Origin of the sequence: Streptomyces bikiniensis (assembly GCF_000716625.1) — a bacterium.
In the GTDB taxonomy this organism is placed as follows: domain Bacteria; phylum Actinomycetota; class Actinomycetes; order Streptomycetales; family Streptomycetaceae; genus Streptomyces; species Streptomyces bikiniensis.
The window spans coordinates 20,159-37,673 of record NZ_JNXJ01000042.1 but is presented as its reverse complement, the minus strand read 5'-3'; the positions used below and the strand labels follow the sequence as shown (position 1 = coordinate 37,673).

Genomic DNA, 17,515 nt, shown 5'->3' with positions numbered 1-17,515 from the left:
GTTACTCCTTGGGAGCGAAGCGGGTGAGAAGCTCGCGGGGGATGACGACGGCGGTCTCGGCTACGCCGAGGTCGCGGAGCTGGGCCCGTTGCTCGGTGTCGATCTCGTCGCCCTGGACGACGAGGTCGCCGGTCTCGATTACCTCGTACAGGGTGGGGCAGTTGCCGTGCTCGCTGGTGGTGCCGATGAACCTGAGCGTCATGGCGGGCTCCGTCTTCGTCGGGTGAAGTACCAGCATGGTCGACGAGCAGACCGAGTGCAGGAGGGTTGCGCGAGATTGCGCGACTCTGGCCGGGGCCAGCGGTGACCGTTCTTAGCCTGGTTCGTTGCCCGGGTGTGTCCGATCCGCTCGCCGACTGGTTCGACCTCCTCGGGGACGTCGTCGCCGGCTCGAAACCGCCAGCAGCACCGGCTGGTCGCACTCTTAGAGTCGTTCCCCGTGCCCTCGAGGGTTGCCCCAACCTCGGCGCGCAGCTCCTCGGCGCCGTCGTGTCGTCCCCGCGCCCGCGGGGGTTGCCCGCGGACGGGCTTCTTCGCGATGTCCTGGATGCTGTAGTCCTCGTGCCCGTGGGAGTTGCTCGACGACCGTCTTCCCGGCGCCGGTCGGCAGGACGTCGTCCGCGCGCCCGCGGAGGGGGTGTCCCTTCTCACGTACGCGCCGCTTCTGGAGTAGCGGTGTCATCCCCGCAACCACAGGGGTTATCACCAAGCCCGCCCCTTCAAGACGCCCCAGGCCCTGGCACTGACAACGCCCTCGGACCAGCCGCAGGAGCGAAATGCATGTAAAGGAAAACTGCGGCCGTTGCTAGCATTACTGCAGGTCAAGAAGTGTCGTCCCCGCGCCTGCGGGGGTTGCTCCCGCGGGCGGACGGCGGCGGCCCCGCCGAAGAAGTCGTCCCCGCGCCTGCGGGGGTTGCTCCTTCCCCTCGGGGGATCGGCGCCCGGTGCGCGTGTCGTCCCCGCGCCTGCGGGGGTTGCTCCAGGTCGTCGGACTGCTGCTGGGGGTTGTTGGTGTCGTCCCCGCGCCTGCGGGGGTTGCTCGCGGCCATATCCAGCTCGGCCGCCCGCGCGCGAGTCGTCCCCGCGCCTGCGGGGGTTGCTCCGGAGACCGATGACCCAGCCCGAGCCCGAGCTGGTCGTCCCCGCGCCTGCGGGGGTTGCTCGTCAGTGTTACACGCGGTGCACAGTCGGCCCCTGTCGTCCCCGCGCCTGCGGGGGTTGCTCTCGCGCCCGCCGGATCGACCAGATCCGCCGCAGGTCGTCCCCGCGCCTGCGGGGGTTGCTCGCCGTCCGGTGCCTGCCACTGCCCTGGCATGGCGTCGTCCCCGCGCCTGCGGGGGTTGCTCGGCCGAGGCCGTGTGGCAGATGGCCGACAAACTGTCGTCCCCGCGCCTGCGGGGGTTGCTCCAGTTCATGATCGCCGGGCCAGCGCTCCAGATAGTCGTCCCCGCGCCTGCGGGGGTTGCTCCCAGGCACTCCCGGCCTACCAGGCGCACCGGGGGTCGTCCCCGCGCCTGCGGGGGTTGCTCTCGACCACGTGCGGCCCGCGTCGAGGGGCGGAAGGTCGTCCCCGCGCCTGCGGGGGTTGCTCGCGCACGCACACAGGGGGGAGTTGCGGTGTGATGTCGTCCCCGCGCCTGCGGGGGTTGCTCCCGGTGAGCCGGCGGCGCCTGGTCGACGGGCGTGTCGTCCCCGCGCCTGCGGGGGTTGCTCCTCGCGCTGCACGCTGCGGGTCACCGTCTGGCAGTCGTTCCCGCGCCTGCGGGGGTTGCTCCGCAGCGAAGGCGCAGCTCGCGCGGGTGCCGGAGTCGTCCCCGCGCCTGCGGGGATTGCTCGAGACGCTTGGCCTCTTTGTACGTCACCAGGTCGTCGTCCCCGCGCCTGCGGGGGTTGCTCGCTCGCCGAGGTCAACAAGCGCTCCTCGCAGGGGTCGTCCCCGCGCCTGCAGGAGTTGCTCCGGCGGCAGGATCTTCGGAAGCACCTGCGTGGCATCGTCCCCGCGTCCGCGGGGGTTGCTCCCGCCTCCGGCAGTGAGATCTGCCCGTGCCGCCGTCGTCCCCGCGCCTGCGGGGGTTGCTCCGTCCCTGCCGACCTCATGACGCTTGCCGTGTGGTCGTCCCTGTGCCCGCGGGGGTTGCTCGCTGTACGACCCGACCGGCACCCTGCACGGCGTGTCGTTCCCGCGCCCGCGGGGGTTGCTCGCGTTGCGTGGGCCGTCATACCCCGGGGCTGGGGTCGTTCCCGCGCCCGCAGGGTTGCTCAGCAGGCCTCCTGCTCGCGTTCTTCGGTGCCATGTCATCCCCGCGCCCGCCGTCCGGCTCGGCGCCGCAGCGCCCGCTGCCCCGCAGTCCAGCGTACCCGCCACCATCCCTCAGGGAGCCCCCTTGGCCACCAGCCCCACTTCCGGCGAGCAGCCCTCGCAGGAAGAGACCGGCTGGGCCCAGGCCCTCAAACGGGCCGTCGAGGCTGCGTACCACGGCACCCCGGCCGACCACTCCTCCCCCACCGTGCAGGACCCGATCGGAAAGCCGCAGGACCCGGAGGTCGAGCACGGCGTGCTGCTGCTGCGGGCCGTCGGCGTAGCCTCCGCCGAGGTCGTCGCCCACCGTCACACCTGGGAATGGCTCGCCGCCCGCGCTGCCGACCACGACCACTTCCGCACCCCTCCGGCTGTTGACGACCTGCCTGACGGCAGCATCAGGACTACCGTCTCCGGCCGCTCCCTGATTGCCCTGCTCATCGTGTTGTGGGAGATCCGGGAGACTGCCGGTCTGAACGGTGACTAGGCCCTGGCTTTCACCACCTACCAGCGCGCCGCCACTGTCCTGACCGGTGTCACTGGCCAGGGCACCACCATCCGCATCGTCCTCGACGACGACCACGGCCAAGACGAGCAACACGACGGAGATGGCAAGGACGGTCAGAACCAGGGGCCGGTCGGCTGGAGCCGCTGAACGCCCGCCCACCGGGCGGCCCCCCTCACCCGGCCTGCCGCAGTACGGGCGCGGCGAGCGACACCGCCCGCCCGGCGCGTTCGGCACGGGCCCGCAGGATCGCGGCAATGCGGGTGTTCTCGTTGGCCTGGCGCTGCTGGACGCAAACGTCCTCAAGGGACGCCACCACCTCGTCCTCATGGCCCTCCTCGGCGTGGGGGAACATGCGGGCGCCGAGGCCGAGGCGGACCTGCTCCTGGCGGCCGACGGCGGTGGCCAGGACCGGGTCCTCTTGACGTGGCGGGGTGACCGCACGATGGGCTTCGAGGGCACGGCGGTAGCCAGCCGACGCGGTCTCGCGCGTCTTCACCGGCACGGCCGGAACGACCGGCCGCGGGGCCGGATCAGCGGCGGCCGGGGACGTGGCCGGGGAGACGGTCCGTGCGGCGGGAGCCAGAACGTTGATCGTCCGAATGTCCGCTTCGGGCACCACCTCGTTAGCGGCCGCGATCAGCTTCGGCGCGATCCAGCGCACCTTCGTGCCGTACGCGGGAGAGTCTGGGACGACGCCCAGGCGGCCGATGTCCGCATCGAAGCCCACGGCCCTCACGTGACCGGCGAGCTCCGGCGCGGCCGCGGCCAGGATGTCGTCGAACCGGGCAAGGACGCTGCCGCCGGCGGCCGGGGCGACCAGGCCGCGCTCGGTCATCATCATGCTGATTGCCGCGCCCAGCCCGAGCGGCTCGCGGCCGTCACGCCGCAGAGCCGTGCCGGTGCGCCGCTTCGGCATCTTCGTCTGGGCGCCGTTCTTCTTCGCCGCCTCCCGGGCGGCGAGCAGGGCCTGGCGGGCGAGGTCGACGCCGGACAACTCCGGGACGGTGTTCACGCGATCACCTCCAGGGCCTCGCCGTCCAGCGGGCGGGCGGCGAGCTCGGGCAGACGCCGCGCCCACGGCGCGGGCCGGACCAACTCGGGCCGGGCCTGGGCGTGCAGCTGCTCCAGCCGCACGGCGAGCAGGTGCTCGGCGGTACGGGTCTGCGCCTTCGCGGCGGCCTCGGTCGCGGCGCGCTGGGCGTCGTCGCTGTCAGGCAGGGCCTGGAACCAGGGCTTGGCGAGCTCGGTCGCGTACGCCTTGCGGGCCTCGGCCTGGGCGTCCTCGCCGCGGCCGAGCATCACCAGGGCCTCGTGCCGGTACTCCCCGACGGCGCTCTCCGCGACCACGAACGCGTTGTGCGCGGCAGCGTCCTCGACGGCGTTCGGACCGGCTGCCTCCAGGGCGACCGGGTCGGTGATCTCCTGGAACTGGGCCCACGAGGCAGCGATGGCGTCCTCGATGGCTGTACGTACCTCGGAGGCAACGGCCGCGACGGCCACCTGGTCGCTCGGGACGGCCGACCAGGTGGCCGCGAGGAGACCAGCCTCGCCGATCAGCGCCTCGGTCTGGCGCCGGTGGTCGCACGCCTCGCACAGTCCGGCCGACCGCTCCCGGCCGCAGTCCGCGCACGCCACGGCCTGCCGGACAGCCGCCTCGGCCGCCGCCCGCTCCCGCTCGACCAGGACCTGCGCCTCGGCCTCGGCACGGGCCGCCGCACGCTCAGCCGCCCGCTGCTGGGCCTCGGCCTGACGGGCCACGAAGTCCGCGGCCTCGGCCTCGGCGTGACGGCACATCCGGGCCTCGATCTCCCGGTACCGCGCGTCCGTCTCCAGACCGGGCAGCTCCTGGTCGACCTCGGCCGCGATCCGCACCCGCCACGCCCTCCGGGAGTGCAGGATGTTGGCGCAGTTGTCGCAGTCGGCACCGGTGTCGAGCCGGACGCCGTTGTCACACCGCACGTCCGAGCACGACGGCCGGCGCACCAGCCCGCGGCGGGTGATCCACCCGTACGGGCGGGCGATCAGGGCCTCGCCGCCGGTCTCCTCGAGCCGGGACGTCAGCCGGGCGGCCAGCACCGGCGGAGCCTGCGCCGACCACTCCAGCACCTGACGCAGCTGGGTGAGCTCCGCCTTTGCGGCCTTCACGACGTGGTCCTGCTGCCAGCGGTTCAGCCCCTGCCACAGCCAGGACACCGGCGCCAGAGCCACCCGCAGGTCAAGATCGGCCGGGAGCTCCGACCGCCCCTGCTGCTGCGTTTTTCGACCATCCACGACCGTCAGCCGGGCACCGGCGCCAGCGGCGACGCCCCTTGCCTGCTCCTGCTCGTCGACGGGTGACTTGGTGGGCTTTTCACCGCGAAGCGGGTCGGCCCCGGCCACCGGGCTCCCGGACCCGGCACCGGCGGACTCGGCGTTGGCGGCCTGGTCCTCGCGCACGCATGCGTGTCCCGGCCGACGGCCCTTCGCCCCACGGCCTTCGCCGGAAAAGCGACCAGAGAGCTGCAGAGGAACTACAGGAGTAACCACAGGAGCGTGGTCTGCGTGGAGCTCTGCACCATCGGGACGCTCCCGAACCGCCGCATCGCCGGCCTCCTCAGCACCGCCGATCCCAGATGTACCAAGGGCACCAGCGGCAGCGGCCGGAGCATGATCTCCGCACGCACCATCGGGACGCACCGAAGACACCGATCCAGGCCCCGAAACCGCCTCCGCAGAGACCGCGGTGCGGCCGTACGCGCGGGCGACCGGCAGCAGCATGACCCGGGCCCGGCCACGCATCCGCGTCGACGTCTCCCGGTGCTGCCGCGCAACGACACCGGCCTGGGTCAGCCGGGCCAGCACCTTCCGGGCCCCCGAGGGCGAGCAGCCCAGCAGCCGGGCCAGCGTCGCCGCCCCGCGCCCCTCCTTTGCCTTCACCGAGCCGCCGACCAGCTGCAGCCAGCCCGACGCCCGCGTGTTCAGCACCATCAGCAGCAGCCCGAGCCGGTCGGTCGCCGCGCCCTTGCCCGTACGGCCGGCCAGCAGCCCCGGCGGCGTCGGCTCCTTGTCCTCCGGCGTCCAGCCGGGTCCGAACAGGGCCTCGATGAGGTGCAGCAGCGTCGCCAGCTCCGCCTTCGTCAGGGCTAGCGGGTGCCCCGCTCCCCCGCTCTTGCGGGCGTTCCACAGCGGCATGACCAGGCAGTCCAGCCCGGTCGGGTGCCCCTTCACGTCCGTCACCACCTGGGTGTGCAGCGCGTCCGTGCCACGCAGCACGGGCAGCACCTTGTGGTGGACCGTGGACTCCTTCATGCCCAGCCAGCGGCCCAGCTCCGCACCCCAGATCGAGGTCTGGTTGTCCTTCTTCTCGCCCTTCGGCGCCCGCGACTTCGCGTACAGCACCACCGCGGCCAGCTTCGGCGCGTCCTTCAGCTCGGCGATCGACGGGTCCGCCAGCAGCGTCTGGACGGCGTCGCGCAGCCGAAACCGCATCGCGCGACCAAGGCGCAGCGGGTCGGCCAGGCCGCTGTCGTCCGACTGCCCGGCGGCAGGCACCGACCGCAGCGCGGTCCGCTGCCCGGGAAGCCACGACTCGCCGACGGAGTTGTCGACGTCGTCCCGCAGGAGGTGGTCCAGCACGGTGGCCGGCGCCGCGGCCGTGCTCATCGGCCCACCGCCGAGACCGTAGCGGCGGACACCGCGAGGACCGAGGTCATCTTCGTCATCGGGTCGGTGTACGCGCCAAAGCGGACACCTCCGCTGCGAGCGGCGTGGACGAAGGGCGCGGCGGCGCGCGAGGTGATCATTCCGGCAGCTTCGACGGACGGCCCTGTGGACAGAGGCCGGCTGCCGACCATCCGGTCCGCGGCTCCCGTACGGCGGGCGGGAACCTTGATGCCGTCCTGCTGGACGGGAAGCGAGCGCTGGCGGACGCTGCTGGGGAGCGGCTGGACAGACCCAGGCGAAAAGATCAACTCGTGGCTTCCTACAGGAAGAGTCACTTCCTGTTCACAAGTCGTGAACTGGGAGATGTTGGACACCTGTTCCGTCACGTGAAACGCGCTAAAGGCGCGAACCGTGCCGAAACGGGCAGGGCTCGACTTTTCAGGGGACACCAGATCGGGCACTATGGCGGGGACACCAACTCTCATAAGCGAGCCGGACCACCCGCAACGCGGGACGGCCGACGAGCGAACCGGGAGACACCAAGCCCCCTCCGTGAGGAGCGGGCGCCGGACGAAGAACCAGAGGCGAGTTCTCTCTCCTTTGCGGGATTCGAACGGGTGTTCCAAAAGCCCTTGCCGGGGCTGACGGAACGTGTGCAGAAGTCCCCTTGCCGGGGGGCTGCTGCGGTTGCGCTTGGTCCTCGCGGACCGGGTGCTGCAACTGATTGCAAGAGCCAGCTCAATGAGCTGGAGCCCAGAGCCGGCGGGAACCGGGGGCTGGGCGGCCGACCTGATGGTCGGCGCGAAGGGCCGCGCGGGGCCGGAGTGGATTGCCGTCCACTCGTTTGGCGCGCGCGGCCGGTGGCGGCTACGTCACCCCGACCCCCTTGATTCCGAGGCCGGCGTCGGCATGTCTTCATCCGGCCTCGCGGCCTCAGGGAACCGCTCGGCGAGGCCCTTGAGCAGGTGCATGTAGTTCTCGCGATGAGGGCGCCGCGGGTGGGCCTGTCCCAGCTCCCAGCGAGCCACGGCAAGGCGTTTCACGCCCACGGCCTCCGCAACTTCCTGCTGGGTGAGGCCCGCAGCAAGCCGCAGCTTCGCGCGCACACTTGGTGGTGGCAGGACGTCATCCAGGCTGTTCAGCAGGGCGTCGACCCGCTGCGAGCCGTCGGAAACGGACATACCCAACCCTTCCATGATCCAAGATGCATTGAAAGATACACCACTGGATCTTTAGAAGGGAAGCGGCTGGCCTACTGTCAACGAAACAGCAATGTCGGCATCACGGACAGGAGCGGTCACGAGAGCCCCAGGTGCGAGTTCGCAGCACGTGCGCTCTCCGCAAGTTCCGGCAGCTCTACGACGTCCACGCCCGCCTCGGCGAGCTGCTCGACCCCCACGCAGTCGGCGACGAAGAACGGCGGTTCGCGCCAGGCGATGACGACGCGCGGGATCCCGGCCTCGAGGATTCGCTGCGTGCACGGAGTACGATCCGCGCTCCGCTGGGAGCACGGCTCCAGGGACGAGTAGATCGTCGCCGTGGCCAGCCGAGGGTCGCCCACCGGCAGCTTCCCAAGGGCGGCCTCCTCCGCGTGCTCACGCGGATCGGCCTCACGCGAGTAGCCGGCCGCGAGCTCGGTGCCATCCTCGGCAACGATGACCGCCCCCACCGAGTACGCCCCGGCAGCTGGGGGGCACAGTGCGGCGAGGTCGATCGCGCGCCGCATCCAGCGGAGGTCCTCGTCTCGGTCGGGCACGTACATCAGCCGCGCTCCTTCGGGGCGTAGCGCAACAGCACGACGTCGCCGATCGCGCGGGCCTCCAGCAGACGCATCCGGGAGGTCGACCCGCCCGGGTAGTCGGCGGCGCCCAGGAATTTCGGGGCGTCTGCCTGGCCCACGAGCAGCGGCGCGACGGCGAGGTGGACCTCGTCGGCCAGGTTCTGCGCCATGAGCTGAGTGTGGATCGTGCCGCCACCCTCCACCATCAGCCGCTTGACGCCACGGCGCCCCAGCACATCGAGGACCAGGCCCCAGTCGAGGTCGGGCCCGACGCTGACGACGTCAGCGAGGTCCCCGAGCGTCGTACGGACCTTTTCCACCGCGCTGTCGACGGTGAAGACCAACTTGTCGCCGCCGTGGTGCCAGAACTTCAGGTCGGCGGCGAGGTCGCCGGTGCAGGTGACCGTGACCTTGAGCGGGTAGGCCGACTTGCCATCGGCGACGCGCTGAGCACGGCGTTCGTCGCTGTTGACCAACAGGCGCGGGTTGTCCCGGCGCATGGTGGTCGCGCCGATCAGGATGGCGTCGGACTCCGCGCGGACCTGGTCGACGCGGTCGAAGTCCTCGGCGTTGGAGAGCAGCAGCCGCTCGGAGCTGGTGTCGTCCAGGTAGCCGTCGACCGACATGGCGGCGGACAGCAGAACGTACGGGCGGGCAGTCATCTGCTCAGGCTTCCGTTTCGGTCTCGTGGAAGAGGGTGAAGTCGAAGGTGGCGCGGAACTCAGCTACGGCCGGTTCGCGCTGCCAGGGGATCAGGACCTTGTCGAGCCTGACGAGCTCGTTCGTGATCCGGCCGGAGCCAGTGTCCTCCGCGACGGTCAGCGCGTGCATCCCCAGGGCGGCGGCTTGCTCCGGGTCGCGGGCGCCGGCCAACGCCACGGCCTGCCGCGCCATGTAGACGCCCCGGTCGCGGTGGTAGCCGTCCGGCATCAGCTGGATGGCGGCGCCGAACGCGTCCGCGGCCTGGTCGTGCTTGCCGAGGGCCTCGAGGCCCTGGGCGCGGTGGACCTCCACGTACGAGGCGTTCAGCCACACGCCCCACGGGGTGGGGTCGGCAGCGGTGCCATCGAGGGCGTTGCGGACGTCGTCGATTGCCCGCTCGCTTTCGTCTGCGTCACCGCGCAGCGCGTGTCCGTACGCCTCGTAGGTGCGCGCGACGGCGGCGAGGCGGCCGCGCGGACGGGCCATGCGCTGGGCGGCTTCGGCGAGGTCGACCACGTCGACCAGGTCGGCCGTGTCGCCGGCCAGCTGTGCCTTGCGGGCCATGACGTACGTGGTCAGGTCGTTGTCACCGACGGTGTGGGACCACTGCATAGCCCGGTCCAGCCAGTACGACGCCGCCTGCAGGTTGCCCAGGTCCTGGTAGAGCCAGGACAGGAACTCGCCGTACTGCGTCTGGAGCTCCATCAAGTCCCGCCGGTCGGCGCCCTTCGCGTCCCGGCGCAGCTCCTGGATGACCTGGATGTGGTCGCGCACTGCGGCGACGGCGTGCCGGGGTCCCAGCAGGTTGTCGTTGTCGATCAGCAGGCGTCGGGTGCGACGCAGGTGCTCCACCGGCGTCGAACCGTACGCGTACGCGGCCCGGGCCTTGCGGACCAGACTGGGAACGGCACCGGAGTCCGCGAAGGCCGGCGAACCGACGCCGACCGCGGCCGCAGCCCCGAGCCCCATCCCGGTGCGCAGCAGCGCACGCCGATTCAGAGCCACCCAAATCACCGACCCATCAGCTAGACGACACGGGACCGAGACCCCCTCGTCCGACGCTGCCTGGTCGGCCCTGGCGAAAGCTAGGTCCATTGATGATCTGGCCACATGGGCCGGGGGATTGGCCACATGGCCACGCTCGTCACCGATCCGCTCCCACAGGCGGAGCAGCATGCCGCTGGCGTCCAGCTTGTCGTCCAGGACCACGGCCTGCGACCGGTCGGGCGTTCGCTCCGCTCGCTCGAATCGTCCCAGGTGGCTGTGGTCGATACGAGTGATCTTGCCGAGCTCGCGAAGGCTCAGGCCCCGTGAGGTCCGCAGCTCCCGCAGCTGGTACCCCCAGTTGTGCAAGGGCGACACCCAGGGCGTCAGCTCCCTCGGCTTTTGTGCCATCCCGCCCCCAACCTCGTGGCTTGCGTGGCCAGATGATCCGGCCACATGTCAGATCTGGAACTCCCGAGTGTGGCGGACCTAGAACCGAAACGAACGGTCCGCCGACTCGGGAGGCTCAATGTTCTACGGTTCCATCCGCATCCGGCTGCTGCGCGCGGCGGAGCAGGGCGAGGACGCTGTCCGGATTGCCGTCGTACACGAGGTGCGGCTCGTCGTCGGTCGGCGGGGAGAAGCGTCCCGCATGCCGAAGGAGGTCCTCCTCGCTGAACTCGATGGAGTTCGCGTCGATCAGCGATTGCTCGTTGCGCTTCCGGATCCGGTCCCAGCGCACCTCGTGCGGGAGCGGCAGGTAGATCAGAATGGGCTCACCGCCCGCTCCCACCACAGTCGCTGCCCACTGGGCCCGCTCCTCCGGAGTCCAGAAGCCGTGGTCGACCACGGCGTCGTGTCCGGCCGCCAGGAGCTCTCTGAGCTCAAGGGCGATGTCCTTGAGCACGGGTGCCTCTCTGACCCTGAACTGTCCGCGGGGGAAGTCCCGGCCGTAGTGGCCGTAGCGGCGGAACATCTCCTCGTCGGGGCAGAGACGCCGGAAGCCGGCCTTCTCCAGGGCACGAGCGAGGGTCGTCTTGCCCGCGCCCTGCAGACCCGACATAAGGATCGCGCGGGGCGTGGGAGCCGGGCGGCCTGTGGCAGGCCCGGTCACCGCAGGACCTCGGACGTGGTTCGCCGGGTACGGCCGGGGGCCCCTAGGTCCACGCCGTACTCCAGTAGCTCGCCGTCGGCGTCCAAGAAGCGCGCGGTCAGCACAAGGATCGCTGCGACGGTATCGGGCTCCAGTTCCAGGAGCTCGAGGTCGCGGGCGGTGGCGATGCGTGCCGTCTCCTCATCCACACGCTGTACGGCGTGGCGACCAGTGGCTTCGGCGATGAGGTCCAGCGACAGCCCGCCCTTGAGGCGCTCGCTGCGGGCGAGCTCGGGTAGCGCCTGGGCGAACTCCGCCGGGATCCAGGACGTTGAATGGGAGACGATCCCGTGAGCATCTCGGTAGACACGGCTTCGGCGAATCACGTCCTCACCAGGCTCGATGCCGAGCGCATTCGCGACGTCCTCGGGGGCCGACACCATGCCTGCGGTGTGGCCGGAGGATTTTTCCCCCACGCCCCAGGACGACTTCGTCGTGGCACTCCGATCGTGGCGCTCCGATCCGGATGCGAGCGACACGGGACGCGCCATGACCTCGGTGCCAACGCCCGGGATGCCGTTGACCAACTTCTCGTCGCGCAAAAGTTTCATGGCGCGGTCGGCCGTTGCGGTGCTGACCTGCCACTGATCTGCCAGGGCGCGGATGCTGGGCAGCAGGTCGCCCGTCGCCAGCTCCCCAGAGCTGATGAGGTCGCGGTAGTGACCTGCGATGCGCGCGTATGGCGGCCGGTTGTCGGCCCGCGGTTGCCCTGGCATGTCGCCTCGCCCCTTCTCTTCCGTCTAGGTGCCTCACTATACCGCTTGACACCTGAGGGTACCTGAGGTAACCTGATGTAGGTAAGGCGGTGATCCCCCGGGAACACCGCGTAGTCGCACCACCGCAGTTTCTGCAGCTCGTCTCTTCGGAGTCGGGCAGGTGGCCGGAGGCGGTAGCTAAGACCAAACCCCCAGGCCGGCAGGACTGCTGCACGACCTCAGTGCTGATGCGCTGTCTATCCGCCGGGACGCGGGCCTCTGGCTCGTGGGCCTGGTGGGTGGAGAAGGCATCCATCCCGCGTACACCCCTCCCCTTCTCCTGCCGAGGAGTTGCCATGTCCGAGCTCGCCATGCCCAAGGCCGCCAAGCGCCGGGGCCGCACCCGTACCTCCCGCGTCAGTCCCCTCGCCCCGATCGTCCTGTCGACCCTGTCGCCCGGTCACATCGACATGCGGCGGGTCGAGTCCACCCAGAAGCGCCGTATCTCGCTGGTCTGCCCGGCCTGCGACACCTGGGTGCCCGTCACCCCCCACCGCGGCACCTACCTCCTCAAGACGGTCCCGCACCACACCGGCCGGGCCGGTGTCGACGCCGCGATCCGCTGCAGCTCCAGCAACCGCCTCGTCGAGGTCGACATCACCCCGGACATCTGGAGCCGCCAGTACGAGGAGTGGGCGCGCGAGGAGCGTCTCGCGGTCGACCTGACCCGGCACCGCCGTGCCACCGTCCAGACCCTCAAGGTCGCCCGGCCGCAGGAGCGTCCCGCCGACCGGCGAGCCCAGTGGGAGCGGGCGGTGCCCGCCGCCCGCCAGGCCGATGCCGCCCGTGCGGTTCCGTCCGACGCGATCCCCACCACGCGTGGTCGGGCCGTCGACGGCCCCGCTGGCGCCCTGCCGGCCATGCCCCGGCAGAACGCCCGGGACGCCAGCTCCGTCCGGACCCTGGCCGCCGGCACCCTCCGCGCCCTGGCCGACGCCGCCCCGGGCCGCTTCGCGAGCGACGTCCTCGAGGAGCACCTCGCCCGCGTCGCCTACACGCACCTGGCCACGCTCTGGCGCCGCCCCCTGACCCCGGCCGACCAGTCCAAGCACACCGCACTGGTGGCCGCGGTCCGGGCCGAGCTGCCCACCCCGGCCCCGGGCGAGACCGCCGCCGCGTACACCGCCCGCTGCAAGCCCGCCTTCGGCGCCTGCCGCCGCAAGCCCGCTCTCGCGGCCTGACCCGCACCACCGCCCCGGCCCTGGCCTCGGCTCCCGCACCGCGCGGGGGCCGAGGCCGGGGCCGTCTGCTCCCGTCCCTGCCCACTCACCGCACCCTGGAGGTCCCGATGCCCGCCACCCTGACCCTGACGTCCCACCGGCCCAGCAGCGGCGAGGTGGTCGACGCCGAGACACTCGCGCTCCTGGACGAGCTCGACGTCCCGCTCCCCGCCGACTTCGACGTCGACCTCGACATCGCCTTCGGTACGCCGCTGGAGATGTACGAGCCCGCGGGCACCGCCCGGGAGATGCGCCGGTACGCGGCCGCGGTCCTGACCGTCCCGCCCGACCGCCGCCACGAGCTCGCCCTCGCGCACGGCGCGGAGATCGCCGCCCGTGTCGACGCCGGCCGCGACATCCTCGCCGCCGACCCGATCATCACCGTCCGCGTCCGCGAGCGCCTGGTCGACGTCCTTCTCCCCCACGCCGACCGCCTGCGCCGGACGATCCGCTCCGGATGCCGCCCCGAGTACGCCGCCGCCTGACCGACCGGCTTCGGACGGGCGCCCACGATCAGCGGCCACTCCCTACTGCACCAAGGGGGTGGCCGCTGGTCGTGGCCGGTCGTACGACCCGCCAAACGAACGACAGCCCCGGGGATTGCGCCCCCGAGGCTGTCCAGGACCTACGCGGAGGACCTGATGCAGGACAGCATCGCACGGAACAACGGCGACTCCGACACGGACATGGACGAGGCCCTGCGCCGCGTCCGCTCGGGACGGTGACCGCCGTGGACTGGCGCCATAACGCGGTCTGCCGCGACGAGGACCCCGAGCTGTTCTTCCCCGTCGGCAACACTGGCCCCGCCCTGCTGCAGATCAAGGAAGCCAAGGCCGTCTGCTGCCGCTGCCCCGTCATGAACCAGTGCCTGCGGTGGGCGCTGGAGTCCGGGCAGGACGAGGGCGTCTGGGGCGGGCTGTCGGAGGACGAGCGTCGCGCGATGAAGTGCCGGGCCCGCCGACAGTCCCGGAGCGGACAGGCGGTGTCGGCATGACCGAGGCCGAGCGTAAGCAGCTCTCCGACAAGGTCGCCGAAGCGAACCGCCGATCGGAGAACCACCAGAAGTGACCGCCCGCCAGAGCCCCCTCTATATCCGGTACATGGCCGCCTTCAACGAGTGGACCACCCACATCACCGGCTGCTCGTGCCGGACTGAGGCGCCGTGCGAGGCCGGAGCGCCGCTGTTCGAGCGGTTCTCCCGTCTCCAGGCCGCCTGGACGAACCACCTCACCCAGCAGCGCCGCTGACGCGCGTCTGCATCCCCCGCCCCCGCCGCCCGGCGGGGGCGGTCTTTTTCTGCGAAGGAGAGAACCGCATGACCACCAGCACCATCACCGCCACCGTGTTCACCGACGAGGTCCTCGCCCGGGCCGCCGAGCTCGCACGGGACTCCTACCAGCCGGTGTGGACCGGCGCCTCGGGTGAGGAGTCGACCGGCAAGTCGGTCGCCCGTCACCTGGAGGCGACCGCCTCCCTGCTGAAGGCCGACGGCTGGACCCGCACCACCACCTACACCTCGCCCGCGGGCACGGAGCTGCCCGCGATCGAGTCGATGAGCACGCAGGCCATGGTCCGCGAGGTGCTCCTCGCGGTCCGGGAGGAGACCGCCCCCGGCCCGCGGACCTTGTCCGTGGCGCTGGAGCACGCGGCGCGCGGCGGGAACGGCGATACCGACACCCGCGACGTCGCCTACCAGGTCCTGAACCGCGCGGTCCGCGCGCTGACCGGCCACGACCAGGCCCTGGCCACGGCGTGGACGGAGCGCCTGCACCGCACCCGCGAGGACGTCCTCGACCTGCTGGCCGCCGGCGCCCGCTTCGCCCGCACCTACGGGCCCGGCGCCGCCGAGGCGCCCCAGGCCGCCTGACCGAGCGACGGGCCATGAAGCGCCGCGCCGCCCGCCAGCGGGCCTGCAGCGCCATCTGATCCAGCCTGGCGGCTGCCTGATCCGCCCGCACCAGCCGGTCATTACAACGGCGGGGACGGGCGGTGACGGGGAGCCGGACAGCCCGGACCGAACAGTCGAGGGAGGCCCCCATGGCTACGACGATGACCCCGCTCCAGCCCGGCACCGAAGCCACCGCCCAGGCGTGCGCCTTCGCGATCTTCGGCACCGACATCCCGCCGATCGCCCCCGACGACTACGACGGCAGCTGGCGCACCACCCTCCACGTCATCGCGGAGAAGTGGGTGGACGAGGGCCGCTTCGCGCAGCACGCCGCCCGCACCGCGACCGCGCTCAACGAGCTGTTCGCCACGCAGAAGCGGTACGGCGTCGGCTCGCCCGAGGCGCTCGCCGAAGGCACCAGGCTCCAGCCACTGATCGACCGCTGCCGCCATTTCGGCATCACCACCGCCAACCTTCGGCGACACGGCGCGCAGTTCCCCGAGCGCTGACGCCGACTTCGCGCCCGCCCGGCGGGAGCCGCACCCAGTTTCGGGCCCGCCCCGCGACGCTTCGCGAGTACGGCCGCCCGCCTCCCGGGCCGCCGGCCTTTTCGTGCGCGCGGAGCGGGTAGAGCCGGTGCCAGCTTCGTGATCAACCAGCCCCATCGACCACTGCTTCGGGAACGCCTCGCCGCGTTTCGGGAGCAGCCCCCGCCGTTTCGCGCACACCCTGAACGACCCTCTCGGAGGCCCCCATGACGATCACCGACATGCCGCAGACCGCGGCTGCTGACACCCCCGTTTCGCGCCCGCCGCACCGCGCTTCGGACACGCCCGAGAAGACTTCGGGAGCGGCCCGGGGCGTTTCGCGCCCGGACAAGCGGAAGACGATCAAGCCCACCCGCGACCGGCTGATGACTGCGCTGTCGCTCGTCGCCGCGGTCGGCGGAACGCTGGTCGGCGTCATCGGCTTCGCGATGTCCTACAGCACCTTGGCCAAGGTCGCCCTGAGCTGGGGATTCAGCCCGGAGCTGGCCCCGTGGTTCCCGGTCGGCGTCGACGCCAGCATCATCGCGTTCCTCGCGCTCGACCTGTACCTGATCCGCAAGAACACCGCGTGGCCGCTCCTGCGGATGGCCGCGCACGCGATGACCGGTGCGACGATCTGGTTCAACGCCAGCTCACAGGGCCAGATCGCCTCCGACCCGGTGCAGGCCGCCAGCCACGGCGTCATGCCGGTGCTGTTCGTGATCGGTGTGGAGGCCGCCCGCCGCCTGATCATCCAAAAGGCCAGGCTGGAGGCGGGTACGGTCGCTGACCGGATCCCGCTGCACCGCTGGATCCTCTCCCCGGTCGCCACCCCGCGTTTCTACCGCCGGATGCGGCTGCACAACGTCACCTCCTACCCCGAGATGATCCGGCGCCAGCAGGAGCTCATCGCCTACGAGCAGTGGCTCAAGCGCAAGTACGACGGCGACCTCGGCAAGGCCAGCGAGGACGAGCTGCTGCCGATGAAGATGGCCGCGCACGGCTACACCGTCGCCCAGGCCCTGGCCATGCCCGACGACCAGGAGCGGGCGGCCCAGGAGCGCAAGGCGGAGGCCGAGCGCCGGCGCCTGGAGGCGGAAACCCGCAGCGAGGTCGCCAAGGCCAAGGCGGAGGCCGAGAAGCTGCGTGCCAAGGGCGAGGTCGACCTGGCCCAGGCGGAGGTCGACGGCCAGACCGGTCAGGCCCGCGCCCACGCCCGAGCCCAGGTCAGCGCCGCAGAGCGGGCCGCTGAGCTGGAACTTCAGGCCCTCGACAAGGCTGTGGTCGCCGAGGCCCGCGCCCGCGAGGCCGAGGCGGAGCGCTTGGAGGCCGAGGAGCGCAAGGCGGCGGCCGAGGCGGACCTGGTGAAGGCCGAGCTCGAGCGCAAGGCCGCCGAGCAGCGCCGGGCGGCGGCCGAGGCCGACAAGGTCGCGGCGGCGGAGGCCGGCGCGATCGAGACCGAGCGGATCGCCCAGGCGCGCAAGGCGGCCGCCGAGGCGGACCTGGAGGCGGCCGAGCTGGAGCGCCAGGCGGCCCTTAAGCGGAAGGAAGCTGCGGAGGCCGACCAGGTCGCGGCGGCCGAGGCACAGGCCGTCGAGACCCAGGCCGCTGCCGAGGCCCGCAAGGCCGCTGCCGAAGCGGACCGGGCCGCTGCCGAAACGGAGAAGGCCGCCGCCGAAGCGCGGCGCGCTGCTGCCGAAGCCGACCGCAAGAAGACGGAGGAGGACCGCCTCCGGGAGGCCGCTCTCGCCGATATCGCGCGCTCCCAGAAGGAGGCCGCCGAAGCGGAGAAGGCCGCTGCCGAAACGCGGCGGGTCGCTGCCGAAATCGAGCAGCGCGCGGTCGAAGCCGAGGACGCCGCGAAGCTCTCCCCGCGCGAGCGGGCGGTCCGCAAGGTCGCCCGGCTGATCCTCGCGAAGGCGGCCGGCATCGCGGGCAACCTGCCGCTCTCCGACATCCAGGGCGCGCTCGAAGTGTCGCCCGGTACCGCCTCGGAGTACCGCCAGGAGGCGGCCGAGCTGCTTGCCGGCGGCTACCGCCCCTGACCCACCCGTCCG

Annotated in this window: 18 protein-coding genes and 1 CRISPR repeat array; of the genes, 8 read left to right on the top strand and 10 right to left on the bottom strand. The window is 71.8% G+C overall.

All coding sequences use genetic code 11. The features are described 5' to 3' along the window. Window position 1: 1 nt before the first annotated feature. Complete coding sequence (locus OO47_RS27090; protein WP_030220486.1) at window positions 2–202, bottom strand: hypothetical protein; 201 nt, start codon at window positions 200–202, stop codon at window positions 2–4. 628 nt (window positions 203–830) lie between these two features. Further along, window positions 831–2,201: direct repeats of the CRISPR family, unit length 28 nt; unit sequence GTCGTCCCCGCGCCTGCGGGGGTTGCTC. Window positions 2,202–2,384: 183 nt separating this feature from the next. Here OO47_RS27090 and OO47_RS35530 point away from each other — a divergent pair. Further along, entirely contained in the window at window positions 2,385–2,786 is a 402-nt protein-coding gene (locus OO47_RS35530) for a hypothetical protein (RefSeq protein ID WP_051716292.1), read from the top strand. Window positions 2,787–2,979: 193 nt separating this feature from the next. Here OO47_RS35530 and OO47_RS27080 read toward each other — a convergent pair whose 3' ends face one another. The 9 genes from OO47_RS27080 to OO47_RS27040 form a co-directional block, all read right to left on the bottom strand. Next, the gene (locus OO47_RS27080) at window positions 2,980–3,819 is read right to left on the bottom strand and encodes a DUF721 domain-containing protein (RefSeq protein ID WP_033210460.1); all 840 of its coding nucleotides are present in this window, start codon (window positions 3,817–3,819) and stop codon (window positions 2,980–2,982) included. After that, a complete protein-coding gene (locus OO47_RS27075; protein ID WP_030220481.1) occupies window positions 3,816–6,449 on the bottom strand; it encodes a hypothetical protein in 2,634 nt (877 codons plus the stop codon). Before OO47_RS27075 ends, OO47_RS27080 begins: the two co-directional genes overlap by 4 nt. Continuing rightward, window positions 6,446–6,910, bottom strand: coding sequence for a hypothetical protein (locus tag OO47_RS27070; protein ID WP_158708702.1), 465 nt, complete (start codon window positions 6,908–6,910; stop codon window positions 6,446–6,448). Before OO47_RS27070 ends, OO47_RS27075 begins: the two co-directional genes overlap by 4 nt. Window positions 6,911–7,321: 411 nt before the next feature. After that, a complete protein-coding gene (locus tag OO47_RS27065; protein WP_030220477.1) occupies window positions 7,322–7,630 on the bottom strand; it encodes a helix-turn-helix domain-containing protein in 309 nt (102 codons plus the stop codon). 116 nt (window positions 7,631–7,746) lie between these two features. Then, window positions 7,747–8,211, bottom strand: a complete 465-nt coding sequence (locus OO47_RS27060; RefSeq protein ID WP_030220475.1) for a deaminase — start codon at window positions 8,209–8,211, stop codon at window positions 7,747–7,749. Beyond that, on the bottom strand, window positions 8,211–8,891 hold the full coding sequence (locus tag OO47_RS27055; protein ID WP_030220471.1) for a RibD family protein: 681 nt from the start codon (window positions 8,889–8,891) through the stop codon (window positions 8,211–8,213). Before OO47_RS27055 ends, OO47_RS27060 begins: the two co-directional genes overlap by 1 nt. 4 nt (window positions 8,892–8,895) lie before the next feature. Next, window positions 8,896–10,326, bottom strand: coding sequence for a helix-turn-helix domain-containing protein (locus tag OO47_RS36460; RefSeq protein WP_030220469.1), 1,431 nt, complete (start codon window positions 10,324–10,326; stop codon window positions 8,896–8,898). Window positions 10,327–10,441: 115 nt separating this feature from the next. After that, window positions 10,442–11,029 (bottom strand): AAA family ATPase, encoded by a 588-nt coding sequence (locus OO47_RS27045; RefSeq protein WP_030220465.1) that lies wholly within the window; start codon window positions 11,027–11,029, stop codon window positions 10,442–10,444. Continuing rightward, entirely contained in the window at window positions 11,026–11,784 is a 759-nt protein-coding gene (locus OO47_RS27040; protein ID WP_030220462.1) for a GntR family transcriptional regulator, read from the bottom strand. Before OO47_RS27040 ends, OO47_RS27045 begins: the two co-directional genes overlap by 4 nt. A 335-nt stretch (window positions 11,785–12,119) precedes the next feature. Here OO47_RS27040 and OO47_RS34150 point away from each other — a divergent pair, with 335 nt between their 5' ends. The 7 genes from OO47_RS34150 (at window position 12,120) to OO47_RS27005 (ending at window position 17,503) form a co-directional block, all read left to right on the top strand. After that, window positions 12,120–13,004: a hypothetical protein gene (locus tag OO47_RS34150; RefSeq protein ID WP_051716290.1), complete on the top strand. Its 885-nt coding sequence runs from the start codon at window positions 12,120–12,122 to the stop codon at window positions 13,002–13,004. 107 nt (window positions 13,005–13,111) lie between these two features. Then, a complete protein-coding gene (locus OO47_RS27030) occupies window positions 13,112–13,528 on the top strand; it encodes a hypothetical protein (protein ID WP_051716289.1) in 417 nt (138 codons plus the stop codon). Between the two features lie 245 nt (window positions 13,529–13,773). After that, a complete protein-coding gene (locus OO47_RS27025) occupies window positions 13,774–14,037 on the top strand; it encodes a WhiB family transcriptional regulator (RefSeq protein WP_030220452.1) in 264 nt (87 codons plus the stop codon). Between the two features lie 106 nt (window positions 14,038–14,143). After that, complete coding sequence (locus OO47_RS27020) at window positions 14,144–14,290, top strand: hypothetical protein (RefSeq protein WP_234323307.1); 147 nt, start codon at window positions 14,144–14,146, stop codon at window positions 14,288–14,290. A gap of 68 nt (window positions 14,291–14,358) precedes the next feature. Beyond that, window positions 14,359–14,910: a DUF6197 family protein gene (locus tag OO47_RS27015; protein WP_030220446.1), complete on the top strand. Its 552-nt coding sequence runs from the start codon at window positions 14,359–14,361 to the stop codon at window positions 14,908–14,910. A gap of 170 nt (window positions 14,911–15,080) precedes the next feature. After that, window positions 15,081–15,440, top strand: a complete 360-nt coding sequence (locus OO47_RS33585; protein WP_234323306.1) for a hypothetical protein — start codon at window positions 15,081–15,083, stop codon at window positions 15,438–15,440. Window positions 15,441–15,685: 245 nt separating this feature from the next. Next, the gene (locus OO47_RS27005; RefSeq protein WP_030220444.1) at window positions 15,686–17,503 is read left to right on the top strand and encodes a DUF2637 domain-containing protein; all 1,818 of its coding nucleotides are present in this window, start codon (window positions 15,686–15,688) and stop codon (window positions 17,501–17,503) included. Window positions 17,504–17,515: the final 12 nt, after the last annotated feature.